The 22,814-nt window shown below is 62.5% G+C and carries 26 protein-coding genes; 15 read left to right on the top strand and 11 right to left on the bottom strand.

Features of this window, described 5'->3' with window-relative positions:
* Positions 1-256: 256 nt before the first annotated feature.
* From PPGU16_RS22905 to PPGU16_RS22875, 7 genes are all read left to right on the top strand, one after another.
* Entirely contained in the window at positions 257-436 is a 180-nt protein-coding gene (locus PPGU16_RS22905; protein WP_180722705.1) for a hypothetical protein, read from the top strand.
* The gene (locus tag PPGU16_RS22900) at positions 429-833 is read left to right on the top strand and encodes a hypothetical protein (protein WP_180722704.1); all 405 of its coding nucleotides are present in this window, start codon (positions 429-431) and stop codon (positions 831-833) included. The genes PPGU16_RS22905 and PPGU16_RS22900 overlap by 8 nt, the downstream gene beginning before the upstream one ends.
* A gap of 140 nt (positions 834-973) precedes the next feature.
* The gene (locus tag PPGU16_RS22895) at positions 974-3,232 is read left to right on the top strand and encodes an LPS-assembly protein LptD (protein WP_180725186.1); all 2,259 of its coding nucleotides are present in this window, start codon (positions 974-976) and stop codon (positions 3,230-3,232) included.
* Positions 3,233-3,340: 108 nt separating this feature from the next.
* Complete coding sequence (locus PPGU16_RS22890; protein WP_180722703.1) at positions 3,341-4,195, top strand: hypothetical protein; 855 nt, start codon at positions 3,341-3,343, stop codon at positions 4,193-4,195.
* Positions 4,196-4,435: 240 nt separating this feature from the next.
* Positions 4,436-5,338 (top strand): glycosyltransferase family 9 protein, encoded by a 903-nt coding sequence (locus PPGU16_RS22885; RefSeq protein WP_180722702.1) that lies wholly within the window; start codon positions 4,436-4,438, stop codon positions 5,336-5,338.
* Position 5,339: 1 nt separating this feature from the next.
* A complete protein-coding gene (locus PPGU16_RS22880) occupies positions 5,340-6,257 on the top strand; it encodes a glycosyltransferase family 9 protein (protein WP_180722701.1) in 918 nt (305 codons plus the stop codon).
* Positions 6,258-6,328: 71 nt separating this feature from the next.
* Complete coding sequence (locus PPGU16_RS22875; protein ID WP_180722700.1) at positions 6,329-7,402, top strand: glycosyltransferase; 1,074 nt, start codon at positions 6,329-6,331, stop codon at positions 7,400-7,402.
* 19 nt (positions 7,403-7,421) lie between these two features.
* Here PPGU16_RS22875 and PPGU16_RS22870 read toward each other — a convergent pair whose 3' ends face one another.
* On the bottom strand, positions 7,422-8,756 hold the full coding sequence (locus PPGU16_RS22870) for an MFS transporter (RefSeq protein WP_180722699.1): 1,335 nt from the start codon (positions 8,754-8,756) through the stop codon (positions 7,422-7,424).
* 242 nt (positions 8,757-8,998) lie between these two features.
* Here PPGU16_RS22870 and PPGU16_RS22865 point away from each other — a divergent pair, with 242 nt between their 5' ends.
* Positions 8,999-9,889, top strand: a complete 891-nt coding sequence (locus PPGU16_RS22865) for an alpha/beta fold hydrolase (RefSeq protein WP_180722698.1) — start codon at positions 8,999-9,001, stop codon at positions 9,887-9,889.
* Positions 9,890-9,974: 85 nt separating this feature from the next.
* Positions 9,975-10,862 (top strand): ketopantoate reductase family protein, encoded by an 888-nt coding sequence (locus PPGU16_RS22860; protein ID WP_180722697.1) that lies wholly within the window; start codon positions 9,975-9,977, stop codon positions 10,860-10,862.
* A gap of 51 nt (positions 10,863-10,913) precedes the next feature.
* Here the strand turns inward: PPGU16_RS22860 and PPGU16_RS22855 are convergent, their stop codons facing one another.
* The 3 genes from PPGU16_RS22855 to PPGU16_RS22845 all read right to left on the bottom strand — a co-directional run bounded on the left by PPGU16_RS22855 (position 10,914) and on the right by PPGU16_RS22845 (position 12,778).
* Positions 10,914-11,669, bottom strand: coding sequence for an acetoacetate decarboxylase (locus PPGU16_RS22855; RefSeq protein WP_180722696.1), 756 nt, complete (start codon positions 11,667-11,669; stop codon positions 10,914-10,916).
* A 116-nt stretch (positions 11,670-11,785) separates the two neighbouring features.
* Positions 11,786-12,136: a VOC family protein gene (locus PPGU16_RS22850; RefSeq protein WP_180722695.1), complete on the bottom strand. Its 351-nt coding sequence runs from the start codon at positions 12,134-12,136 to the stop codon at positions 11,786-11,788.
* A 21-nt stretch (positions 12,137-12,157) separates the two neighbouring features.
* Positions 12,158-12,778 carry a glutathione binding-like protein gene (locus tag PPGU16_RS22845; protein ID WP_180722694.1) on the bottom strand — a complete coding sequence of 207 codons (621 nt, stop codon included), beginning with the start codon at positions 12,776-12,778 and terminating at the stop codon, positions 12,158-12,160.
* A 73-nt stretch (positions 12,779-12,851) separates the two neighbouring features.
* On the opposite strand from PPGU16_RS22845, the gene PPGU16_RS22840 reads away from it, so the two are divergent.
* Positions 12,852-13,535, top strand: a complete 684-nt coding sequence (locus PPGU16_RS22840) for a TetR/AcrR family transcriptional regulator (protein WP_180722693.1) — start codon at positions 12,852-12,854, stop codon at positions 13,533-13,535.
* A gap of 94 nt (positions 13,536-13,629) precedes the next feature.
* On the top strand, positions 13,630-13,968 hold the full coding sequence (locus tag PPGU16_RS22835) for a DUF4148 domain-containing protein (protein WP_180722692.1): 339 nt from the start codon (positions 13,630-13,632) through the stop codon (positions 13,966-13,968).
* A 70-nt stretch (positions 13,969-14,038) separates the two neighbouring features.
* Here the strand turns inward: PPGU16_RS22835 and PPGU16_RS22830 are convergent, their stop codons facing one another.
* Positions 14,039-15,106, bottom strand: coding sequence for a hypothetical protein (locus PPGU16_RS22830; protein WP_180722691.1), 1,068 nt, complete (start codon positions 15,104-15,106; stop codon positions 14,039-14,041).
* A gap of 167 nt (positions 15,107-15,273) precedes the next feature.
* Here PPGU16_RS22830 and PPGU16_RS22825 point away from each other — a divergent pair, with 167 nt between their 5' ends.
* Together PPGU16_RS22825 and PPGU16_RS22820 are read left to right on the top strand one after the other, a co-directional pair.
* Positions 15,274-15,462 carry a hypothetical protein gene (locus tag PPGU16_RS22825; protein WP_180722690.1) on the top strand — a complete coding sequence of 63 codons (189 nt, stop codon included), beginning with the start codon at positions 15,274-15,276 and terminating at the stop codon, positions 15,460-15,462.
* Positions 15,463-15,499: 37 nt separating this feature from the next.
* Positions 15,500-15,676, top strand: coding sequence for a hypothetical protein (locus PPGU16_RS22820; protein WP_180722689.1), 177 nt, complete (start codon positions 15,500-15,502; stop codon positions 15,674-15,676).
* Positions 15,677-15,790: 114 nt separating this feature from the next.
* Here the strand turns inward: PPGU16_RS22820 and PPGU16_RS22815 are convergent, their stop codons facing one another.
* Positions 15,791-16,309 (bottom strand): phasin family protein, encoded by a 519-nt coding sequence (locus tag PPGU16_RS22815; RefSeq protein WP_180722688.1) that lies wholly within the window; start codon positions 16,307-16,309, stop codon positions 15,791-15,793.
* Between the two features lie 130 nt (positions 16,310-16,439).
* On the bottom strand, positions 16,440-16,691 hold the full coding sequence (locus PPGU16_RS22810) for a hypothetical protein (RefSeq protein ID WP_243460604.1): 252 nt from the start codon (positions 16,689-16,691) through the stop codon (positions 16,440-16,442).
* 709 nt (positions 16,692-17,400) lie between these two features.
* Here PPGU16_RS22810 and PPGU16_RS22805 point away from each other — a divergent pair.
* Positions 17,401-18,318, top strand: coding sequence for a LysR family transcriptional regulator (locus PPGU16_RS22805; RefSeq protein WP_180722687.1), 918 nt, complete (start codon positions 17,401-17,403; stop codon positions 18,316-18,318).
* Between the two features lie 54 nt (positions 18,319-18,372).
* Here PPGU16_RS22805 and PPGU16_RS22800 read toward each other — a convergent pair whose 3' ends face one another.
* Positions 18,373-19,200, bottom strand: a complete 828-nt coding sequence (locus PPGU16_RS22800; protein ID WP_180722686.1) for an SDR family oxidoreductase — start codon at positions 19,198-19,200, stop codon at positions 18,373-18,375.
* A 110-nt stretch (positions 19,201-19,310) separates the two neighbouring features.
* Between PPGU16_RS22800 and PPGU16_RS22795 the strand changes: the two genes are divergently transcribed.
* The gene (locus PPGU16_RS22795) at positions 19,311-20,348 is read left to right on the top strand and encodes a LacI family DNA-binding transcriptional regulator (RefSeq protein ID WP_180722685.1); all 1,038 of its coding nucleotides are present in this window, start codon (positions 19,311-19,313) and stop codon (positions 20,346-20,348) included.
* Here PPGU16_RS22795 and PPGU16_RS22790 read toward each other — a convergent pair.
* Genes PPGU16_RS22790 through PPGU16_RS22780 form a run of 3 tightly spaced genes read right to left on the bottom strand, consistent with a single transcriptional unit; the run spans position 20,345 to position 22,796 of the window.
* Positions 20,345-21,208, bottom strand: coding sequence for a sugar phosphate isomerase/epimerase family protein (locus tag PPGU16_RS22790; RefSeq protein WP_180722684.1), 864 nt, complete (start codon positions 21,206-21,208; stop codon positions 20,345-20,347). The two genes, PPGU16_RS22795 and PPGU16_RS22790, sit on opposite strands and share 4 nt — an antisense overlap.
* Complete coding sequence (locus PPGU16_RS22785; RefSeq protein ID WP_180722683.1) at positions 21,205-22,452, bottom strand: NAD(P)/FAD-dependent oxidoreductase; 1,248 nt, start codon at positions 22,450-22,452, stop codon at positions 21,205-21,207. The genes PPGU16_RS22790 and PPGU16_RS22785 overlap by 4 nt, the downstream gene beginning before the upstream one ends.
* Positions 22,449-22,796, bottom strand: a complete 348-nt coding sequence (locus PPGU16_RS22780; protein WP_180722682.1) for a Rieske 2Fe-2S domain-containing protein — start codon at positions 22,794-22,796, stop codon at positions 22,449-22,451. Before PPGU16_RS22780 ends, PPGU16_RS22785 begins: the two co-directional genes overlap by 4 nt.
* Between the last annotated feature and the right edge of the window lie 18 nt (positions 22,797-22,814).

Below are 22,814 nucleotides of genomic sequence, written 5' to 3'. Positions count from 1 at the left end.
GTTGAGAGCGGGACGCGACTCACTATGGAAAGCCGCGAGTATAGGAATGGGCTTCTTGCGCAGGGTTACGCCAAACTTTCTGTTTATTTGTTGCGTGGGGTAAGGAATAGCGCAGCGGTGAATAGCGGCGCGCGCTGCACGGGCGATATCGTGCAAAGGCGGAAAGATGCAGCTAAGAATCGGTAGGGTCGTGGTAACGCGATGGGAGCGAAGGTGGCGGTATCGTGCCGACTCCATCCACCTCTGGTTCCTCGCCATGCTCGAACATATCGATCCCGTCGTACTGGTTGCTGTGTTACGCGCCAGCTCCGCGCCGCTTTTTTCCGCCTGGATGGCCCGGGCGTCTTCTTATGAACCGTGGGTCGAAGACACGCGCACGCATCGCGAGCCTGACGCCGACGCGCAACGAGGCGCGAGCGAGGTGCGCCATGTCTGAGCGCGAGACACAGGTCGTCGATTCGATTGCCGATCTGCAGATGACGGAGGACGGTCTCTATCTGCTGCTGCACGGCAATCAGGCGACGACAGCGATCCATCGTTCCGTGCTCGACCAGTTGCTGGTTGCATTGCCGAACGCGATCGAGCATTCGGACAGGATCATCAACCAGAACGAGCACATGGCCTTTGCGTTTCAGAGCTACGGCTGGGAGCTCGGGCGCCTGAACGGCACGCAGACGGCCGTCATTCGCTTCAGGCTGGCGGGCAACATGGGCATTTCGTTTTCGTTGCCGTGCGAGCAGATTGCGCCGCTGATCGAAGCGCTGAGCGGCGTCGCTGCGTCCGCTGGCGCCGCCATTGCTCAGGTCACGAGCGATGCCGTGACGTTGCAGTAAGACGCTCGGGACGCATCTTCATTCGGGCCGGCGTCCGCCCGTCAATCAGACGCCACGATTCCGCTTTGATATTCCGCCGAGAAGTCCAGGGCCTCGCTATCAGGCCTATTGCCGCATGGGTGCTTTGCCTGCTTGCGCCGATGCAGGTTCACGCGCAACTCGCAGGCGACGCGGCGAGTGCCGAACGTCTTTCCGACGCGTGGAGCTTGCGGGTCGCGCCGCAACTCAGCGAAACGCCCAACCCGCCCAATGCGAAACCGGCAACGATCGCATTGGGCAATTCCATCACAGGTACTGTCGATACCGACGTGTCGCTAAAGGGAGCCGCCGAACTGCGCCGCTATGGTTTCGTCGTGAAAGGCGATGCGCTGCACTACGACGCCGATCGCGATATGGGCGATGCGTATGGACGCGTCCGCATTGTTTCGAAGGGCGACGTATTCGATGGACCGTTCAGCCAGTTGCGCGTGAACGCGAGCGAAGGCTTCATTGCGCAGCCCAGATACCACTTCTATCTGAACGGCGGATGGGGCAGCGGCAAACGTGCCGATCTCGTCGACAACGAGCGTTCGAAGATCGAAGACGGCACATACAGCACCTGTGCGTGCGAGACGAATCCCGCGTGGTATATCCGAGCGTCTCAATTCACGATGGACCGTGGCGCCGACGAAGGCGTCGCCCGCAATGGCGTGCTGTTCTTTCAGAACATTCCATTGCTCGCGAGCCCGTGGTTGTCCTTTCCGCTCGACGGCGCGCGCCGCAGTGGTCTGCTGTCGCCGACGTGGTCGATGAGTTCGAAGAACGGCGTGGACATCACTGTCCCTTACTACTTCAACATCGCGCCGAACTACGACCTGACCATTGCGCCGCGCTACATGTCGAAGCGCGGCGAAATGCTGAGCGCGGACTATCGGTATCTGACGAGTGCATCGTCCGGTTCGCTTTCAATTGCATGGCTGCCCAACGACATGACGACACACGAGCGCCGCTATTCGATCGATCTGGATCACGTGTGGACTATCGGCTCGGGCTTCGGCGCGTACGTCAATTACAACCGCGTGTCGGATGCAAATGTGTCGACCGATCTCGGCTCGGGCAGCGCGTTTCCGACCAGTTCGACCACGCTGTATCAGCAGGAAGCCGGCCTCACCTACAACAGCGGACCGTGGTCGGTGCTCGCACGCGAGCAGCACTGGCAATCGTTTTCCAGCGATACGACCTACAACCGCGAGCCACAGCTCAACGTGCGCTACAACCGTTACGACGTCGGCGGCTTCGACTATGGTTTCGAAGCGGACGCGACGCGCTTCACGCTTGCATCGGACGATGCGACGCAAGGCACGCGTTTCGTGTTCAATCCTTTCGTCAGCTATCCGATCGTGCGGCCCGGGTGGTTTTTCACGCCAAAGATCAAATGGCATTTCGCGTCTTACGATCTGACTTCGATTGCGTCGGACGCGCCCGCAGGGCAGCCGCGCACTGTGAACGTGAATATTCCGACCTTGAGTCTCGACTCGGGCATGACGTTCGAGCGCGCCGTGCGCATCTGGGGAAGCTCGTATATCCAGACGCTGGAGCCACGGCTCTTCTACGTCTATACGCCTTATCGCAATCAGACCTACGTGCCGCTCTTCGACACGACGGAAGCTGACTTCGGACTAGGCGAACTCTTCAGCGATAACGCATTTGCCGGCAATGATCGCGTATCCGACGAAAGCCGTTTGACGGCCGCGCTGACCTCGCGCCTGATCGACGCCGCGACGGGCGACGAACGCGCGCGCTTCGTGCTCGCGCAGCGTTATGATTTTCGCCAACCGCGCGTGACGCTGTACGACACGGAAGACACGGCGAACGTCGCACGAACGAGCCTGATTGTCGGCAGTTCGATCAAGATTGGCGCGGGCATCAATGTCGAGGACGCGTTGCAGTACAGCCAGGCGAACAACTATCTGACGCAAGGATCCGTCGGCCTTGCGTGGTCGCCGGCGGCGGCGCATGTGCTCAATGTCGCGTACCGGTACACGCGCGCCAACACGACGCTGGACTTTCAGCCCGTGAACCAGTTCATCGTGTCGGGGCAGTGGCCGCTCGCAAAGAACCTGGCGAGCGTCGCGCGCGTCAATTACGACATGAGCACGCACCGTCTGATCGCGGGCCTTCTGGGGCTTCAATACGACGCGCAATGCTGGTCTCTCGCGCTCGCGCTGGAAAAGTACACGAACGCAACGAGCAGCACGTCGTCGCCGAGCACGGGTACACGCGTGCTGATGCAGCTTCAGTTGAAGGGCCTGTCGCGGACCGATCGCGGTCTGCTCGACCAGTTCAAGGCGGACGTGCCCGGCTATTCATCCGCGCCTGCCGAGGAAGAACCTGTATCGCGCTTTAGCGAATATCAATGACGGCGCGCAGGAAGGGAAATATTGTGTAAGAAGCGCGCGATGAACAGGCGCGAAATTCCATTCGAATTTGATGCAGTATGTGACGCTTCGTGAAGACGCCATTCCACCATGCAAGTCGTCGTTTGCCTGACCTCGTTCAATCGCACGGATTGCGCGCGTATTTCGATGGAGATCATCAAGCTGAACTGGCCGCGCAAGTGGCCAGTCGTGCACGCGTGCGCGGATTCGAGCTATACGCGCTATATCGAAGACATTCTGGTCATGCGCGAGCCGAAGCCATTGACACGCGGTGCGCACGATCTGCTCGTGGCGTCGATCGAAGCGGCCGTCACGAAGCTGAAAGCGGATTACGTCATTCATCTCGAAGCCGACACGTGGATCTTCGATCAGAGCGTGATCGTGCGTTATCTGGAGAAGCTCGAAAAATCGCCGCATGCGCTTGTGGCGGCATCGTCATGGAGCACCGATCGCGTGCCTGAATGGAGCCGTTCGGATGACATACGAAGAAGGCTGCGCGCACGCCTCGCGTTGTGGTCGAGGCGGTACGGATCGCGTTACGGCATACGTGATCGCAAATCCCTGTCGACCCAGTTTTTCATCGCCAAGAGCACGCCCGCGATGCTCGACGTCATCCGTTCATTGCATCCCGGCGATAAAGACGTCCTCGAAAAGAGGCTTTACGAAGGCGTGATCCGACGCTTCGGGCGACGCGCCGTGCTCGGCATGGCTGAACGCGAACCCGTGCACCCCGATTTCAGGGATGTTTGCGAGCCATTGAGTCTCGTCTGTCATCACTGGCCGAGTGCGGCTGACGCGCCCCGTCACGATGCGCTCGACCGCTTGCTTGGCAAAAAGGAATGGCTGCAAGCCGCCAACCTGCGCACGCACGGACCGCACATGAAGCGTCTTCTGTCGGAAACGGACCTGGGCTACTACAACGGCGATGCAAAGCGGACGGGCTGAACATGCACGCCGTTTGCACACGCCGCTCAGGCTTTCAGATTCTTTATCGCGTAAGGCATGTGCGGGCCCCGCGTGATTCGATTGCACGCCACACAGGCGCTTGCGACACGCGATGCTTCCCGCGTAATAGTCGGAAAGATTACACAAATCCTGTGTGACAGGCCCAAACCTATAATGCGCTGCGATCGTATGCGTCGACGCGCGACGCCAGATCCACGTCATTCATTGAGAGCAACAACCATGCAGCACGCCAACGATTCGGCTTTGAACGTAGCGGTGACGACGTCGCCGGCGTTGGGCGACTCGCTGCTGCTGATGACCGTCGCGCGCAATCTGCAATTGAGCGGCAAGACGGTCACCGTGTTCAGCCAGCAAATGCGTGCGTTGCGCGACTGGTTTCCCGGCATCGATATCCAGCCCGCCTTGCGCGAAGACGATGCCGACGCGCTGCTACGCCCGTTCGATTCCGTCATCCAGCTTCACGCCGATCGTCCTGTGTCGCGCCTCGCACAGCGCCATCCCGATGCACTCGTGCTGGAGCATCTGTGCCGCGCACCGTCGACGGAATCGATGGCGGGACGCCTCGCGCAGTTTTGCCGTGAGTCGCTGCGCCTGCATCACGCGGACACGAGCAATGGCCTCGCGGTTCCAGCAGGGCTGATTCATCGCAAGCACCGTTTGCGGGTGGCAATCCATCCGACGGCCAGCACGCCCGACAAGCGCTGGCTCGCGCCGCGCTTCGTGCGCCTGGCGCTGGCACTGAAAGCGAAGGGCTTCGAGCCGCATTTCATCGTCACCGACGACGAGCGCGCCGATTGGGAACATGTGCAACGGCACGGCATCGGTTTGCCGCGCCTCGGATCCCTCGATAACGTCGCCGCGTGGCTCGTGGAATGCGGCTGGTTCATCGGCAACGATTCGGGCATCGGTCATCTTGCGTCGTGTCTTCAGGTGCCGACGCTGTCGCTCTTCATGCGCAAAGGCATCGCGCGCACATGGCGTCCGGGCTGGGGCGCGGGCACAGTGCTGGTGGGCGGCGCATGGCTGCCGACGGGCCGCCTCAAGGAGCGCTGCTGGAAGTACGCGCTGTCGGTGAAGCAGGTGTTGCGCGCATTTGACCAACTGCAGCGCGAGGCGGCCTGACGTGGACGCGACGTTGCCCAAGAGCGTGCGCCTCGCTTCGATCAGGCGAGTCGCATTCGTGATGTCGAATGCGATCGGCGATTCGCTGGTGTCGATGGTGATCGTGCAGAACCTGCGCGCGAGCGGTATCGACGTCTGCGTGTTCGGCACGCCGATTTACGCGCTGCGGCACTGGTTTCCTCATGTCGAGATTCACCCGCTGCCACGCGAGGCGGATTGCGCAGCACGCCTCGAACCATTCGACGCCGTCTTGCAGATGCATCGGCATCAGCCGTTTGCGCAACTCGCGGGCGCGCATCCTCATGTGATCGATCTGCACGATATCGAGTATGCCGATGCGCACGGCTGCATGGCGGAACGGTTCGTGCAGTTTTGCCGTACGCGCTTCGGGATCGTCACCGGCACGACCGAGAACGGCATCACGGCGCCCGCGACGTTAAAGCATCGGCGGTATCGGCATCGCGTCGTGATTCATCCCGAAGCCAGCACCGACGACAAACGCTGGTCGCGCGCGCGTTTCATCGCGCTGGCGAGGCGCCTGCAGGCGCTCGGCTACGAAGTGTGCTTCGTGATCGCGCCCAGCGAGCGCGCACGCTGGTCCGAACTCGAAACACTCGGCATCGCCGCGCCCGCATTCGACGATCTGCATGCGCTCGCGTGCTGGGTTTACGAATCTGGCTGGTTCATTGGCAACGATTCAGGCATCGGCCATCTGGCATCGAACCTGTCCGTTCCGACCATCAGCCTGTTTCGCCGCAGAGCCGTGGCCGAGCGCTGGCGGCCGGCGTGGGGCACCGTGCGCGTCGTATTGCCGTGGCAATGGCTGCCGACGTCGCGGCTGAAGGAAAAGTTCTGGCGCGAGGCGCTGACGTGTCGACGCGTTGTCGCTGTGTTCAGGCAATTGGCGGAGCAGGGCTAAAGAACGCGCGATGTGTCCTGACATCGGAAGCGCGATGACTTGCCAGTGCCGTTTGGTAATCGAACAAAAGCATGAAAATCGGATTGTCGTGCAATGCACTGAAGTACAGCGGGGGCCTCGAACGCTATGCGATCGAGGTGACACGGGGACTCGTGGCGGCTGGGATCAAGCTGGCCGTGTTCGGCCGCGCGTTCGATCCGAAGCTGCCGGAAAGTCGCCTCGTCGAGCCGCACCGGATCAACGTGTCGTTCCTGCCCGGGAAGTGGCGGGACGAATGGTTTTCGCGGCGCCTGAGCGCGATGCGGCGCGATGCGAAAGTGGATGTGCTGATCGGCTGCAATCGCGTCGAGGCTTCGGAGATCGCGATTTGCGGCGGCACGCATCTGGGCTTTCTGAGCGCGACGGGACGCACGCCATCGTTTTTCGATCGCCGGCAGATCGCGCTGGAGCGCCGTCAATATCGGCGCGCGCGCTTCGTCGTCGCGCATTCGCCGCAGATGCGCGATGAATTGCGGCTGCTGTACGGCGTCGACGACGCCAAGATCCGCGTGCTGTATCCGCCTGTCGACAACGGCCGCTTCTCGCCCGTCGCCGACGATGAGCGGCGCGCATTGCGCAAGCGTCTCGGTTTCGCTGACGACGAAATCGTGCTGCTGTTTCCGTCGAGCAGTCACGAGCGCAAGGGACTGCCGCTGATCGAAGCCGCATTGCGCGATCTCGATCTGCCCGTCGTCGTCGCGGTGGCGGGGCGTCCGCCCGAACGCACGTCGCAGCGGCTGCGCTATATCGGCTACGTGAACGCGATCGAAGACGGCTACCGCGCGGCCGACTATACGATCCTCGCGTCGAGCTATGAACCGTTTGGCCTCGTCGGTGTGGAATCGGCGATGTGCGGCACGCCCGTGATCCTGTCGTCGAATATCGGCTGCCACGATGTGATCGCGCCGCAGGCGAAGCTCGTGTTCGCGCCGAACGATGTCGACAGCTTGCGCCGCGTGCTCATGCAGGCCGTGCATCGCGCACGTGAAGCACCGCATGCGCGGGGGACCTTTTCAAGCGACGCGGTGCTGTACGACGCGTGCATCGCGCGGCATGTGTCGGATCTGCTTGCGTTGGCGGATCAGGTGGGATCGGCGGAGTTTTAAGGCCACGGTGCGGGCCGGACTAGCGCGCATCCGCGACGCGCCGTGCAAGCGCCGTCGTGCGCAGATTGCGTAATGTCAGCAGCGCGAGCACGCCCATGACGAGCGCCGTGAACAGATAGAGACCGGCGGGCCCGGCGAGCGCCATCATCGCCGACGCGAGCGTCGGGCCGCCGCTCGCGCCGAGCGAAAAGATCAGCAGCAGACCGGCGCTGACGGCGATGCGTTCGTCGGCGGGCACGCAGTCGTTCACATAGGACGTGACGACGCCATACATCGAGAACGCGACGGCGACATACAGATAGCCGAGCGCTTCGATCAGCACGCCATCGTGCAGCATGAACAGCAACACGCTCAGCGATCCGGCGAGCGCCGCGAGGCACAGCAGCACCTTGCGCCGGTCGAACAGATCGGCAAGCCTGGCGACGGGCCATTGCGGCACGAGCGCCGCGAGCAGCGCGAAGCCCATGAAGTGCGACACGTCCGGCACCGAATAGCCGACGCGCCGCATGAACACCGGCTGCATCGTGTAGAACGCGCTGTTGAGCAGTCCCGCCGCGAGGCATGCGACGACGCCGAGCGGCGCCCAACGGTAGATAGTCTGCAAGCCCGACAGGCCGCGCGCGAGCCGCGCGCCGCAGGAAGCGCTCGCATGGGTGTCGTGCGCGGCGATCGGGCCGGGCGCCGTGCCCGCCAGCGCAACGGGAATCAGCGACGCGGTGAACAGCGCGGCGACGGCGCTGAACAGTTCGAAGCCCGCCGGGTCAGCGAGGCCGATCAGAAACTGGCCGATGCCGACGCCGAGATAGTTCGTGATCAGATACGCCGAGAACACGCGTCCCCGCTGCGCATTGCTCGCGACCTGATGCAGCCAGCTTTCGACCACCGTGAAAATACCGACGAGGCAAAAGCCCGTGATGAAGCGCAGCGCCACCCACACAGCGTCCGCTTCCCACACCGCGTAGCCGAGCGCGCAACAGGCGGATGCCGCCGCGAAGGTAACGAAAGCGCGGTGATGGCCGACGCGCCCGATCAGCGAGCCTCCGTACAGGGCGCCCATCATGAAGCCGACGTAATACGCGGACTGCACGATGCCGACGACGATCGACGGCGCCTGCTGCTGGATGAGCCGCAGCGAGATCAGCGTGCCGAGCAGGCCGTTGCCCGTGATGAGAATCGCGTAGCCGAGCAGCAGGATCGCCGTGGCGCGCAGGCTGCCAGCGGGAGGCGGCGCGGACACGGGTGCGACAGGGGCGCCCAGAGCCGGGCCGCTGTCGACGAAATCGGCGAGGGGCTGCGAGGTGTGCAGAGGGAATGCGCCGCACGGCTGGGTCGCCGGATCGTGTGCCTGTTTCATGCTTGCTCGGTCTGGTTCGTCTCTCGCGGCACCCGGATGGCGACGGTTTACGGGCTTCGTCTGGTCGAATGTAGCGGGCCGCCGAACGGCTGGCATGGCAAGAATACGACATCGGTTTGCTGTAAAACGACTTTCTTTTGCGCGAGGCCAGCGGGCAGCGCGATTCCCACGACGGCGCTACCATACACGCTCGCTGCGCCCCGAACGTCGTCTGTCGATCGCCTGAAAAGGAGCCGCCGGTCATGCCGAAGCACGTGAGCACCGAACTGCTGGATATCGCCTATGAGGAGTCGGGCCACTTCGAAGGTTGGCCCGTCGTGCTGCTGCACGGTTTTCCCTACGACATACGCGCCTACGACGAAGTCGCGCCGCTGCTCGCCGCGCAGGGCGCGCGCGTGATCGTGCCGTATCTGCGAGGCTACGGGCCGACACGCTTTCTTTCCGCCGACACGCCGCGCTCGGGTCAGCAGGCAGCGCTCGGTGCCGATCTGCTCGCGCTGCTCGACGCGTTGCAGATCGAACGGGCGTTGCTGGGCGGCTATGACTGGGGCGGGCGCGCGGCGTGTATCGTCGCCGCGCTTTACCCGCAGCGCGTGCAGGGCCTCGTCACGGTCAATGGCTACAACATCCAGGACATCGCGGCGTCGGGCAAACCTGCGTTGCCGGAAAACGAACTGCGCCACTGGTATCAATACTATTTTCACGGCGAGCGCGGACGCGCCGGCCTCACTGAAAATCGCCGCGCGCTGTGCCGTCTGCTCTGGACGCTGTGGTCGCCGAGCTGGCGTTTCGACGACGCGTGCTACGCGCGCACAGCGTCATCGTTCGATCACCCGGATTTCGTCGATGTCGTGATTCACTCGTACCGGCACCGCTATGCACTAGTGGCCGGCGATCCGCGCTATGACGCAATGGAACGGCAACTCGCCGCGCAGCCGCCCATCTCCGTGCCGACGATCTCGCTCGACGGCAGCACCGACGGCGTGATGGGAATCGGCGGGACCGCGCATCATGCGCCGCATTTCACGGGGCCATACGAGCACCGCGTGATCGACGACGCGGGACACAATCTGCCGCAAGAGGCGCCTGCCGCATTCGCCGATGCGCTGCTCGCCGTGCGAACGCGCGGCTGAAGAATGCCCGCGTTGCCTTCAACGCATCCGCATGCCCGCTGTGGTAACTTTTGAGGCTTCAATTCCAGATACAAGAGCGTTGCCTATGAAAGTCGCGGTTATGGGCGCGGGCGCGGTGGGCTGCTACTACGGCGGCATGCTGGCGCGCGCGGGACATGAAGTGGTATTGATCGGACGCCCGCAACACGTCGAGGCGATCGGGCGGAACGGCCTGCACCTCGAAGCGCAATCGTTCGACGAGCACATCCCCCTCACCGCGAGCATGCAGGCGAGTGCGGTGCAGGGCGCGAAGCTCGTGCTGTTCTGCGTGAAATCGACGGATACGCAAAGTGCGGCGCTGGAAATCAAGCCGTTTCTCGCGCCCGATACGCTCGTGCTGTCGCTGCAGAACGGCGTCGAAAACGCGGATGAAGTGCGCAAGGTCATTACGCAGCCGGTGGCGGCCGCCGTCGTCTATGTCGCGACGGAAATGGCCGGGCCGGGGCACGTGCGCCACCATGGGCGCGGCGAACTGGTGATCGAGCCGTCCAGCGCGAGCGCGGACGTCGCGCAGGCGCTGATCGCGGCAGGCGTGCCCACTGAAATCTCCGATAACGTCCGCGGCGCCTTGTGGGCGAAGCTGATCCTCAACTGCGCGTATAACGCGTTGTCGGCGATTACGCAGTTGCCTTATGGCCGGCTCGTGAAGGGCGAGGGCGTGACTACCGTGATGCGCGATATCGTCGACGAGTGTCTCGCGGTCGCGAAGGCCGATGGCGTCACGATTCCGGGTGACGTCGACAAGGCCGTGCGCATGATCGCCGAGACGATGCCGGGGCAGTATTCATCGACGGCGCAAGATCTGTCGCGCGGCAAGCGCAGCGAGATCGATCACCTGAATGGGCTGATCGTGCGGCGCGGCGACGCGCTCGGCGTGGCGACGCCGTCGAATCGCCTGTTGCATACGCTCGTCAAGCTGATCGAAAGCAAATAGCGAATAGCGAAGCGAAAGGCGCGTGCCGTGCACGCGCCGTTTGCCACCTTGCTACCCGGCGTTCGCGAGATAGTCGAAGGCAACTTCACCGATATCGAGCGTGAGATTGGCGACGACCTGGCGCGCGCCGACCACGCGCCGCACGGGCAGATCCGCGACGGGCGCGAGGGCATGGTGCCGCAACTCGAGCGCGGCCGGTCCCGCCCACGCGCCGAGCACCGTCACGTCGCGCAAGAAAAAGCGTACCAGTTCGCACACGCGCGCGGTCCCGTCCACGTGCGGGATCACCTTCAACAGATAGTTCGGCGTGTCGGCGAGTTTTGCGCGCTCGGTTTCCACGTCGAGCGTCCAGTGCTTGTAGCCCATCGTGCCCGTCGCGATGCGTTGGGTGCCGTAATCGAGCGTGCCGAGCAACGTGTCGTTGCCGTCCACGCTGATATGCGGACGTGCGAGTTTCTTCGGGAAGCCCCAGATTTCGCGGCCCGCCGCAATCGGGCCTTCGTCGTCCAGATACATCGAATGCGTATAGTTGCCGAGCCGGCCGTCCGCGTCGCGCACGGAAATGACCTGGCCGCTTTCGGTGTAGTCGCCGAACCCCGACGAATCGGGCATGCGAATGAACTCGTAATGCACCAGCGCGTTCTCCGGCTTGAGCGGCGCCGGCACGGCAGCGGCGATCGCATCAGGATCGGATTCGTAGGAAATAATGAAGTACTCGCGATTCACAAAACGAAACGGCGGACGCGGAAAAGCGGGATTGTGTACGGGCATCGCAAAAGCGTTCTTGCGGATCGAATCCAGGTCCATGGACGTTCTCCCGGTAGGCAGCGCACACTGCGCGCGTCAATAGTAAAGCGATTACGCGCGCAGCGGTGTGTCCGTTCGATGGCAATGTGCGGCTGTTCTTCGCCGTGACCCGCGTGCTAGCGGTGCGCGAGAATGTTGACGAGTTTGCCGAACGGATCGCGCACATAAAAGCGCCGCACGCCCCACGGTTCGTCGACGGGGCCGTATTCGATCGCAAAGCCTGCGGCTTGCATCGCTTCACAGGCGGCGTCCACGTCGTCGACTTCGATCGACAGGTCAGGCACCGGCGTGCCCGAGCCGCCTTGCTGCGCGAAACTGATTTGCACCGTCATTGGCTGGTCCGAACCGTAGGTGCGAATCCAGCCGTGATCCATTAGCAGGTCGAGGCCGAGAATGTCCCGATAGAAATGCTGTGCTTGCGCCGCGTCCTGCACTTCGATGTTCGAGACGATACGGTTGACCTTCATCGGCAAACCTCGCGTGATCCGTTATTGAAGCGCCTGTTCTTCACGATACAACGCAATCTCTTCGGCCAGTGCTTTTGCCACATGCGGACGCTGCACGATGCGATGGTAATACGCGTCGACGGCGGGCCATTGCGCAAGATCGACGTCGCAATGCTTTGCCCAGTTCAGCACGGTCGTCAAATAGGCATCTGCAACCGTGAAGCGCTCGACGAGGTATTCGTGCGCGGACAGATGCAACTGCAGATAGTCTATCCGCCGCGCAATCTTTTGACGCGCGTAATCGTGCGGCGCGGCGGGATCGAGCAGCGGCACGAAGATGCCCTTGTGCAGTTCGGTGCTGATAAAGCCGAGCCATTGTTGAAGCTGCGCGCGTTGCGCGGTGCCTGGCAGAGGCGCCAGTTGTGCTGCCGGAAACTGGTCCGCGACGTACGGCAGGATAGCCGTGTTCTCGGTCAACAGCCAGCCTTCGTCGGTGCGCAACACGGGCACCTGGCCGAGCGCGTTGACGGGATAAAAATCGGAACCGTCGCGTAGCTTCTTCGTTTTCGTGTCTACCTGAATAAAGCCAGCGTGCGCGCCGGCTTCGTACAGCGTGATGCGTGTGGCGAGCGAACACGCGAGCGGCGAAAAGTATAGATCCATAGCAACGTCTCCCCCCTATCGATGGATGGTTTTTGTACTATAGTGGACAAAAATCGGAGATGCCAATATTTATATGCGAAACAGTACAAAAAATGAGAGGCGCGCACGCGGACGGCCGCGCGCCTACGATGCGGACGATGCGCTCAGCAACGCCACCAATGCATTCTGGCTCGGCGGCTATTCGGGCACATCGCTCGATACGCTGAGCGATGCGACGGGCATGAATCGCCCCAGCCTGTACGCCGCGTTCGGCGACAAGCATGCGCTTTATCTGAACACGCTGGACCGTTACGTCGAAGCCGGCGTGCAGGGCATGCACGTTGCGTTACGCGACGACATTCCATTGGCGCAGGCGTTACAGCGGGTCTACGACAGCGCGCTCGCGCTTTATCTGCCCACTGGCGGCGAGCCACGCGGATGCTTTCTGATCGGCACGGCCGTGGTCGAATCGAAAGTCGATGAAGCCGTGCGCACCAGATTGGCGCAAGGCCTCAAATCGTTCGATCGCGCATTCGAGAAACGCATTCGGCGGGCGCAAACAGACGGCGAGCTTTCAGCCGACGCGGATGCCGCCGTGCTTGCGCGCGTCGCATCGGCGATTCTGCATAGCCTTGCATTGCGTTCGCGCGCGGGCGATTCCCGCGCCTCGTTGCGAGCGACGGCTGCCGAAGGTGTCGCGCTGATTTGTGGTGCACGCAACGACCCCACGCCAAAAGCTGCATCAATGACAGGCGCTCGAAAACGTTTAGAGAAATAATCGACGCGGCCTCGCGTGATAACCGTTCAGATGGAGTTGGCGGGTACAGCGCTTGCACCGTTAAGCGTGTACTACCTACTTCACGGAGGAAGTCATGAAACTGCTCAAGCACGCTGCCATTCTTGCCGCCGTCATGGGTGTTTCCGCCACGGCCTTTGCACAAACGACTGTCCAGCCGAACGAGCCCGCCACGCGCGGCGAAGTGAGGCAGGACCTGAAGAACGTCGAGAGCGAGGGTTATCGTCCGGGCGATGGCGACCGCACGAACTATCCTGCTAACGCGCAAGCCGCGGAACGTCGTCTGTCCGAGCAGCAAGGCCAGGGCGAAAGCTATGGCGGCGTTGTGAACGGAACGGGCGCGTCGGGTATGGCAACCCAGCCGATGGGTTCGCGCTCCAATGACGGCACGAAGGGTGTTTACTTCGGTCAGTAACCAAGGTTGCGTGAACACATAAGTACGGGCGGGTTGCAGACTATGCCCCCCGCCCGTTTTATCGTCCGCGTCAGTTCGCAGGAATCGTTACGACGGGCGCTTTGCTGGCCGTGTCGGCTTCCGCAAGCGCCATCAGGTTCTGCACGACCGTGAACGCATACTTCGAGTCGAAGTCGTTGCGGTCGACCCAGTAGGTCGTGGCGCCGTAGCGCACGGCGACGTACGCATCGGCGGGTGGTTTGGCGCCGTTTTGCACGACGATCGTCGGCCGTGTTTCGCCACCGACGAGCGTGACGGTCGGCTTGGTCGAACCGTCATTGATCGTGTCGTGAGGCACCTGCACCTGGGCGCCGAGGTCGGTGAGAATGCCGAGCACCGAGCGCGTCAGGATCGCAATCTGGTCGCCGCCGTGCGACGACTGCCCATACACAATTTCAAAGTTGCCCGCGTTGCTCTTCAGATGCAGGAGCTTGCGCACGATCATCAGGTCGGGCACGGCATTGGCCTCGCCCGATGTCGTCGCCGTCCCCAGCACGAGATACACATGCTGCTCATTGTTCTCGGTTCGCGATTCGACGTTCAGCTCGCCCGCCATCTGCAGACGCCGAAGCGCCTGTATCAGCTGGAAGAACTGCGGTGAACCCGCGCTGTCGTCGCCGCCCAACGCGGTGCCGTTCTGCAATCCGCCTATCGATTGCGCGGAGATGCGCAACAGCAGGTCGATCGGGATGCCGCCTTCGGCGAGCGGCAGCACCAGCGACGGCGCTAGCGGACGGATATACGCCTGCGCATACGCTTCGCCTGTGGTCGGCGTGAAGGTGAAGGTCGGGTGGTTCGAATACGACATCGTCCCCGTGGCCAACGCATAGTTCGGCATGCTGCCCGAGCCTGCGTTGAGCGTCGACGACGCGGACGCGTCGACGTTATAGGCCGCGATGATCTGGCTGACGGTCAGGAAGGACGGCGCATCGGCATAACGCAGGCCAACGACGGCCGCGAGTATCTCCCGCTTTTTTGCTTCGCCGAGCGCGCGGGCGTAGTCGACCTGATCCGCTTTCAGACGCGTGGGGCCCACGCTGGTACATCCCGCGAACAAGGTGAGCGCGCAACAGGTGAGCAGGCCATGAAGTCTTTTCATCGTAGTAGAAAAATGTGCAGGGTGGTGTGATCGAATGGGTGGTCCCGGTAAAGACGTCCGTGGCGAATCAGCACGTTGCATGCCTCGCGTTGCAGTCATGCGGCGGGCAGGCGTGGGAATACGCGTTGCTCGTTGAAAGTGGCTAACACGAGAGGAGGGAACGCGACATGGGACAGACGACCAGGGAGCAACCGAACACGATGGACGAGCCGGGCGGACCGGAAGCGCCGCTGCCCGCAGACAATCAAGGCGACGGAAGCAAACGAAAGGACAAAGCGGCGCATGGCGCGCCGACGGACGCGGATTTCGAGCCGCCTGTCGTGCCCGGCGAATCGAAGGACGCGCCACGCAAGTAGCGCCGTCAGGTATTGAGAGCAAAGCAGGGAGCAAAGCATGCAAACCGATCCAACTGTCGATCCGTTCGCGGATCCCGCCAACCAGCCGCTCGACGAGCCAGGCGACCAGCCGCGTCCCGCGCCCGGCATTCCCCCCGACATGGACCCGCTTGCGCCGGAGCCGTCGCCGGATGAAGAAGGCGCGCCCCGCGACGACAACGCGCATTTCCAATAGCGTCGGCGACACAACGCGGGACCAAAAAAAAGCCCGCTCGAAAGCGGGCTGAAAATGCGCCTGACGCGGGGATCGCGTCCGGTTTCCTACAACTGTATGTCGCGCGTCGCCCGTTCAGGCGGCGTGCGAACCACTCGTCGCGCTGCGTGTCATCACGTTCACATTGCTCTCGGCCGTTTGGACCGCCTGCTGAACCGTTTTCCAGACACTTTCATAAAATGCGTTCGCTGCCGTGATGGCCGAATTCATCGCCGTCACCGCGACTTCGGCGCCTGCGGGCGCGCGCTGCGCGGCGTCGCCCAGCTCCGCCTGCACCGTGCCGATCTGCTTTTCATACTGCGCCGTCGCATGCCGGACGATGGCGGCCTGTGTACCGGCAAAGATGTCGAACACCTGGCGGTTATAGAGCGCAGCGCGTTCGATAACCGACAGATCGCCGCGGCTTGCGGCAGCGATGCCCGGCGCTTCGCCATTGGCGAGCGCGTCCATCGCGCGCTGCGTGCCGTCGCGCAAGACGCGCAGGTTCAACTGCGCGAGCTTCTCAAAGCCGCTCACCGCCTCGTTCGTCATCGCGAAGAGCGTTTGAACTCCGGCTTTCTGTGCAGCAGTCAGTTCGTCGATGGTGGTGAGCATCGAGTGGCCTCGCAAGGTTGAATGCACGAAACGGGCGGCGCGCGTCGATGTGATCGTAGATCGACGCCCGCTGGTCAAATAGAGGTTGCCGCTGACCGCCTGTCGCCTGTCTGAGCGTGACCCGGCAGCGTCATTGGGGCGCAGCGCCCAGGCGCGCGAGCAGCGCGTGTCCGCGGTCCGTCAGACGAGGCGTCACGCTGGCCTGGGGCCGGTCGATGACGATGAACTCGCGGTCGGCCAGCGCGAGCAGATCGGCCTGATCGAAATCGGACTGGGAGGTCGCGTTTTTGATCAGCATGAGCGTCGAAAATTCGTGTGGGCTCAGCACGGGTATCTCCTGAAAGGCGCAGCGCCTGCGCTTGCCAGCATCAATGATCTGCAAATGCCTTTGCAGCCAGCAAATATGTTTGGAAGTTTTTAGCCCGAACAATGCTTATGGCATCGACGGGGTTCTCATCCTAATGCGGCGATTTTTAAATTTCAATCGGAATTAACAGTATGCCGCAAAGTACTTTTGTCGGAGGGAAGTGCAGCAAGTATTTCGTGTCTAAATCAGGCGTCCAGGAAAATACTGCTGACATGCTTGCCCGTTACTGGCGGTTGAGCGCTAGTCCTTTGCCGACAAGGGTGGGCGGGGTATCTGCAGCGCATTGATACGTACGATCATGCTTTAAAACGTTTTCCACGCAGCGCGCTGGGAACGCAAATCATAGATAAAATCCGGCTTTAAAGATGAACGACCTGGGTGCGGCCCGAATAAATAATATTAATCATACGTGGCCGGGTAATGATTGATCGAATTGGTTAATCACCTCGCGTTTGTCGAGCCGTCTTTGGTGTCGGTTTTTTTACGCGGGCGCGCCGGTAGCATCACCCGATCCTCTGCGCAACGACTACCGCAGCGCCCCATAAAGCCCCGCCGTTCGCGCCCTTTCTCGTACGTGGCGATATTCTCCGTGCTATTTTTCTACCCGTCAGGCTGCGCGCGAGATGCAGCCGGCAGTCGGAACGCGCTGACGCCGTTCCGTTCGATTGGGCAACGTCTGTCGCAGCAGCGGGTGTTGCCGACAAACAATGACAGGGCACAGGAAATGGACCGCTTTGAGGCAATGGAGATCTTCACTCGCGTGGTGGACGCGAACAGCTTTTCGAAGGTATCGGAAATGCTCGATTTGCCGCGCGCAAAGGTGAGCAGGACAATTCAGGCGCTCGAGGAGCATGTCGGCGTGCGCCTGCTGAACCGTTCGACGCGGCAGGTGAGCGTGACGGAAGACGGCGCGCTGTTCTATGAGCGATGCGTGCGCATCCTCGCGGAAGTAGCCGATGCGGAATCGTCGCTGTCGAACAAGCGTGAAAGTCCGGCGGGCACGATTCGCGTCGATACGTCGGGCACGCTTGCGCGGGCGCTGCTGCTGCCTTCGCTCGACGATTTCTATCAACGTTTTCCGGAGATCGACGTGCGCCTCGGTCTCGCGGATCGCAATATCGATCTGATCCAGGACGGCGTGGATTGCGTGATCCGCATGGGCATGCTCGAAGAATCGAGCCTGGTTGCCAGGCGCATCGGCAGTGCGCGCATCATCACGTGCGCGTCGCCCGCCTATCTGGAACGGCACGGCACGCCGAAGACGCTCGAAGAACTCAGCGAGCATCAGGCCGTGAACTACGTATCGGCGCGCTCGGGCAGAACGTTTCCGTTCGAGTACAACGTCGGCGGCGAAGTGGTGAAAGTGCAGATGAAGAGCGTGCTCGCCGTGAACGACGGCTCGGTCTATATCAACGCGGGTGCACTGGGCCACGGCATCATCCAGCCGTCGCGGTTCATGGTGTCCGAGTTGATCCGGCAGGGCGCGCTGACCGAAATCCTCAGCGACTACGACAGCCCGTCGACGCCGCTCTCGGTCGTCTACCCGCATCGCCGCAATCTCAGTTCGCGGCTGCGCGCGTTTGTCGATTGGGTATCGGAGATCGCGCACAAGAATCCCGATCTGCGTAGCAAGCAGGACTGATCCGGGTGTTTTTTGCCTGCTGCGTTCGCCGGGAGCGTAGCAGGCAGGTCGAATTCAAACGTTCTTCATGGGCTCGGCGGGATGTGGTGCATCTTCATACGCGCCCCAGATCGACTGATCGAAGTTGACGATCGAGCCCGTCATCAAGCCCGATTCGCTGCTCGCGAGAAATGCGACGGCGCGTGCCGCCTCGGCCGGGTCGATCAGACGGCCGAACGGTTGCGCGGCGGCGGCCTGCTTTAGCCAGTTATCGTCGGCGCCATGAAACTCGCGTTGAATGCGGTCTTCGCCGTCCGATGCCATCCAGCCCAGATTCAATCCATTCACGCGAATGCGATTGCGCAACAGCGCATACGCGGTGTTTTGCGTGAGCGTCGCGAGCGCGCCTTTCGATGCGCAATACGCGGAGATGAACGGCTGCCCGGCCATCGCCGACATCGAGCCGATATTGACGATCGTGCCTTCTATCCGCTCGCGCAGCATCACGCGTATCGTCTCCTGCATCAGAAAGAACGGCGCGCGCACATTGGTGGCGAACATGCGGTCGAACAGCGCGGGATCGGTATCGAGTATCGTGCCGCGATCGGTGAGCGCCGCGGCATTGACCAATACATCGACGCGGCCGAAGCGCTGATCGGCGGCAGCGACGACCTTGCGGCAGTCGTCGACATTCGCGAGATCCGCCTGCACGAACACGACCTGTGCACCGCGCGCCTCGCCAAGCCGGCTCAACTCGCGCGCTTTCGCTTCGCCTTTTTCTTTTGCGCGTCCGCAAATGACGACGCCGCGCGCGCCGCGCTCGACGAACACTGCGGCAATCGCCGCGCCTAAGCCTTGCGATCCGCCCGTGACGATCGCGACCTTCGAATCGAATTGCGCCATGCACTCTCTCCTTCAACGATGTACTGCGATGGATAGTGGATATCTCGGCTTGCTGCGCGCGCGGCGACGATGCGATCATGGCGCGTATGCCGACTACAACGAAGCCAGCCATGTCCGAGACGCGCCGCCGCAAGACGAGCATGACTGACATTGCCCGTGCAGCGGGTGTCAGCGAGGCGACAGTCGATCGGGTATTGAACGGGCGTGGCGGCGTCTCGCGCGAGAAGGAAACGCGAGTGCTCGAATGGGCGCGCAAGCTGAAGATCGATCGCGCGCTCGAAGCAGTGTCGGTGCGCTGGCTGCGTATCGCGATCCTGTTGCAGCAGCCTGTTGCGCAGTATTACGTGCATCTGAAGCAGGGCTTCGAACTCGCACAAAAGAACTTCGAAGCGCAACGCGTGATCTGCGCCGTTACGTACTTCGACAGCCTCGAGCCGCAGGCCGTCGTCGAGACGATCGAGCGCGCGACGCGCAAGGCCGATGCGCTCGTGATCGTCGCGTATGAGCATCCGGATATCACGGCGGCGCTGCGTCACCTGAGCCACAGAATGCCCGTCGTGACGCTCGCGAGCGATCTGCCCGGCACGGGCAGGCTCGCCTATGTGGGCATCGACAATCGCTGCGCGGGACGCGTCGCCGGCGAACTGATGGGCCGGTTTCTGGGCGATGCGGGCGGCAAGGTGCTCGTGATGACGGGCATGCATGACTTCCTCGGCCATGAAGAACGCGAAAGCGGGTTTCGGTCTGTGCTGCGGCGGCGTTTTCCGAATTGCGACATCGTCGAGACCGTGGAGAGCCGCGAGCAATCGTCGATCACCGAAAGCCTCGCGCGCGACGCGTTTCGCCGCTATCCGGATCTGCGCGGCATCTACAACATCTCGGTGGGCGACGAGGGTATCGGCAACGTGCTGCGCGCGCTCGATCGCGTGCACAAGACGGTGCTGATCGGGCACGAACTCAACGACACGTCGCGGCGTCTGCTGATCGAAGGCGTGCTCGACGCGGTGCTCGACCAGAACCCCGTGGGCGAAGCGCTGCATTCGATCGAAGTGATCCTGCGTCACTATCATCGCGATCCCGGCGTGACGTTGTCGCAGCAGATTCCCGTGACGGTGCTGCTGCGCGAGAACCTGCCGCTTACGGACTAGCTGGCGTCGAGCGCAACCGCTTCCTGCTGCGCCACGTCGTTCCACAGTTCGCGTATCCAGTCGCGCATCAAGCGCGATTCGGCCCAGCGGTCGGTCGTGTCGTTGCCGTCGCGCCCGATGATCGCGTAAGGCTTCGGCCCGAGTTCGCAGGTGAAGACGAGCGTATCGTCGGGGCCGGCGCGCTTGCGCCACGACACGAATCCGTCGCGCCACCAGCGCAGGAACAGATCGACCCACATGCGGTGCGGCTCGAAAGAAATCTCGATCTGCACCTGCTCGCGACTCGCGACTCGTCCATGAAACGCCCACGAATGATCGATGATCCGTTGCATCGCGGCTTCGTTTTCTTCGTTCACGGGCCACGCGAATTCGCGGCCCACGAGGTAATGCGACAGATCGCCGAGCAGTTGCAAATCGGGCCGCGCGTCGAGCAGATCGAGCGTGAAGTGCAGGTCGGTCGTCATGCGGTCGCGATGCGTTTCGATGTAGACGGGGATGTCCACCTGCTCCGCGAGCCGCTGCCAGCCGTCGATCAGTTCGAGCGCATCGGCAACGCGGCGTGGCCGCACGTCCGGTTGCAAGTCGATATGATGCGCGCCGAATTCGACAGCATGTTCGAGAATGGGGCACAGGTCTTCGACGGTGCGCGGAAAGCACTGAGCTTCCGCTTGCAGACCATGTTGCGCGAGTACTTGCGAAAGACGCCGCACGTCTTCGCGCGACGCATACGATGTGCTCACGCCTTCGAAGCCCGCTCGCGCGATCATCGCGACGTTGTCTTCCAGCGAGCGCTCGAAGCCATCGGTATGACGCCGCTCCATCGCCCACAGCGACTGATACACGGCAAGCCGTTGCGTCATAGCGCCTCCGCGGCGACGAGTCCCTTCAGCTTGACGCTGCGATCTTCGAGCAATGCAGGCTCGATGCAGGCGCGCTGCCCGATCAGAGTCTGCGCAACGCGCACGTCGCGTGCGATCTCGCTGACCTTGCCGACGCCGCTTGCACCGACCAGCACGCCATCGCGATCGAGCGCGAAGAAAATGCGGGACGTGTCGCCCGTTTCGCGCACCACGCTCTCCACGCCGAACGCGGGCATGCCGGCAATCTGGATCGTCATGTCGTACTGATTCGACCAGAACCAAGGCACTTCCGAATACGTCTCGCCGCGCTCCAGCATGTTGCGCGCGACGATGCGCGCGTGATCCTCGGCATTCTTCCAGCATTCGAGCCGGATGCGCCGCCTGAACAGACGGTGCGGAAACGAGCACACGTCGCCCGCCGCGAAGATATGCGGGTCGTTGGTGCGCAAGGTGTCGTCGACGGCGATGCCGTCCGCGACATCGATGCCTGCGGCTTCAGCGAGTTCCGTGCGCGGCTTCACGCCAATGCCGACGACGACGCAATCGCAGTCGATCTGCGTGCCGTCCTTGAGCCTGATGCCCGTCACATGCGTGCTGCCCAGCAGCCGTTCGATCTGCGCGGCGAAATGAATCTTCACGCCCATCTGACGGTGCCTGTCGATCAGATAGCCCGCCACGACTTCCGGCACCGCGCGCATCAGCGCACGGGCGCCCGCTTCGATGACGACCACTTCACAGCCGCGCGCCACGGCCGATGCCGCGACTTCGAGGCCGATGAAGCCCGCGCCGACAACCGCAATGCGCCGAGCAGGCTGCAATACTTCGGCAAGCGTATTGGCATCGTTTGCGGTGCGCAGCAGATGCACCCCGTCGAGATGCGCGCCCGGCACGTCGAGCCGTCTCGGCTCGGCACCCGTCGCGATCAGCAGACGCTGATAGTCGATCGTGCGCGCATTGCTCAACACGACCTTGCGCGCGGCACGGTCGATCTGCTGCACGCAGGCATCGACGCGCAAGTCGATGCGCTGGTCGCGATAGAACGCGTCATCGTAAAACGCGCATTGTGCGGTGCTGCGTTCGCCGAGCAGCACGGCTTTCGACAGCGGCGGCCGGTCGTACGGCGGCGAGCCTTCGTTGCCGAGCAGCGTGATCTCGCCGTCCCAGCCGTTCTCGCGCAGCGCGGCTGCCGTGCGCACGCCGCATTGGCCAGCGCCGATGATCACCATCGCGGCCTGTGTGCTCATGATGCGTCCTGCACGGGAAGGCCGAGCAGCACTTCGCCCTCTTCGACGCGCACCGGATAGGTTTTCAGATGCACGCAGACGGGCGCGCTCTTCGCCTTGCCGCTGGGAATGTCGAAACGCCCCTGATGCAACGGACATTCGATCTCGCGATTGACGACGAAGCCATCGGCGAGATGCGCATGCTCATGCGTACACCAGCCATCGGATGCGTAAAAGCCTTCCGCGATGCGATAGACCGCGTAGCTCGCGCCGTCGTGATCGAAGCGCATGACATCTTCTTCGTCGATATCGTCGGGCGCGCAGGCCGCAATCCAGTGGATCTTTGCATTCGTTTCGACGCTCATGGCTATCTCCTCCAATCT

It is taken from the genome of Paraburkholderia largidicola (genome assembly GCF_013426895.1).
GTDB classification, from domain to species: Bacteria; Pseudomonadota; Gammaproteobacteria; order Burkholderiales; family Burkholderiaceae; genus Paraburkholderia; species Paraburkholderia largidicola.
This window is presented reverse-complemented; position numbering and strand designations above follow the sequence as displayed.

Bases quoted from the DNA above. Each gene is read 5' to 3' on its own strand.
- PPGU16_RS22780 (WP_180722682.1), bottom strand. From the start codon at position 22,796: ATGAGCGTCGAAACGAATGCAAAGATCCACTGGATTGCGGCCTGCGCG.
- PPGU16_RS22895 (WP_180725186.1), top strand. From the start codon at position 974: ATGCAGGTTCACGCGCAACTCGCAGGCGACGCGGCGAGTGCCGAACGT.
- PPGU16_RS22855 (WP_180722696.1), bottom strand. From the start codon at position 11,669: ATGGACCTGGATTCGATCCGCAAGAACGCTTTTGCGATGCCCGTACAC.
- PPGU16_RS22790 (WP_180722684.1), bottom strand. From the start codon at position 21,208: ATGACGCAACGGCTTGCCGTGTATCAGTCGCTGTGGGCGATGGAGCGG.
- PPGU16_RS22885 (WP_180722702.1), top strand. From the start codon at position 4,436: ATGCAGCACGCCAACGATTCGGCTTTGAACGTAGCGGTGACGACGTCG.
- PPGU16_RS22870 (WP_180722699.1), bottom strand. From the start codon at position 8,756: ATGAAACAGGCACACGATCCGGCGACCCAGCCGTGCGGCGCATTCCCT.
- PPGU16_RS22850 (WP_180722695.1), bottom strand. From the start codon at position 12,136: ATGAAGGTCAACCGTATCGTCTCGAACATCGAAGTGCAGGACGCGGCG.
- PPGU16_RS22820 (WP_180722689.1), top strand. From the start codon at position 15,500: ATGCAAACCGATCCAACTGTCGATCCGTTCGCGGATCCCGCCAACCAG.
- PPGU16_RS22840 (WP_180722693.1), top strand. From the start codon at position 12,852: ATGCGAAACAGTACAAAAAATGAGAGGCGCGCACGCGGACGGCCGCGC.
- PPGU16_RS22900 (WP_180722704.1), top strand. From the start codon at position 429: ATGTCTGAGCGCGAGACACAGGTCGTCGATTCGATTGCCGATCTGCAG.
- PPGU16_RS22860 (WP_180722697.1), top strand. From the start codon at position 9,975: ATGAAAGTCGCGGTTATGGGCGCGGGCGCGGTGGGCTGCTACTACGGC.
- PPGU16_RS22890 (WP_180722703.1), top strand. From the start codon at position 3,341: ATGCAAGTCGTCGTTTGCCTGACCTCGTTCAATCGCACGGATTGCGCG.
- PPGU16_RS22875 (WP_180722700.1), top strand. From the start codon at position 6,329: ATGAAAATCGGATTGTCGTGCAATGCACTGAAGTACAGCGGGGGCCTC.
- PPGU16_RS22835 (WP_180722692.1), top strand. From the start codon at position 13,630: ATGAAACTGCTCAAGCACGCTGCCATTCTTGCCGCCGTCATGGGTGTT.
- PPGU16_RS22825 (WP_180722690.1), top strand. From the start codon at position 15,274: ATGGGACAGACGACCAGGGAGCAACCGAACACGATGGACGAGCCGGGC.
- PPGU16_RS22785 (WP_180722683.1), bottom strand. From the start codon at position 22,452: ATGAGCACACAGGCCGCGATGGTGATCATCGGCGCTGGCCAATGCGGC.
- PPGU16_RS22800 (WP_180722686.1), bottom strand. From the start codon at position 19,200: ATGGCGCAATTCGATTCGAAGGTCGCGATCGTCACGGGCGGATCGCAA.
- PPGU16_RS22865 (WP_180722698.1), top strand. From the start codon at position 8,999: ATGCCGAAGCACGTGAGCACCGAACTGCTGGATATCGCCTATGAGGAG.
- PPGU16_RS22845 (WP_180722694.1), bottom strand. From the start codon at position 12,778: ATGGATCTATACTTTTCGCCGCTCGCGTGTTCGCTCGCCACACGCATC.
- PPGU16_RS22815 (WP_180722688.1), bottom strand. From the start codon at position 16,309: ATGCTCACCACCATCGACGAACTGACTGCTGCACAGAAAGCCGGAGTT.
- PPGU16_RS22795 (WP_180722685.1), top strand. From the start codon at position 19,311: ATGTCCGAGACGCGCCGCCGCAAGACGAGCATGACTGACATTGCCCGT.
- PPGU16_RS22830 (WP_180722691.1), bottom strand. From the start codon at position 15,106: ATGAAAAGACTTCATGGCCTGCTCACCTGTTGCGCGCTCACCTTGTTC.
- PPGU16_RS22905 (WP_180722705.1), top strand. From the start codon at position 257: ATGCTCGAACATATCGATCCCGTCGTACTGGTTGCTGTGTTACGCGCC.
- PPGU16_RS22805 (WP_180722687.1), top strand. From the start codon at position 17,401: ATGGACCGCTTTGAGGCAATGGAGATCTTCACTCGCGTGGTGGACGCG.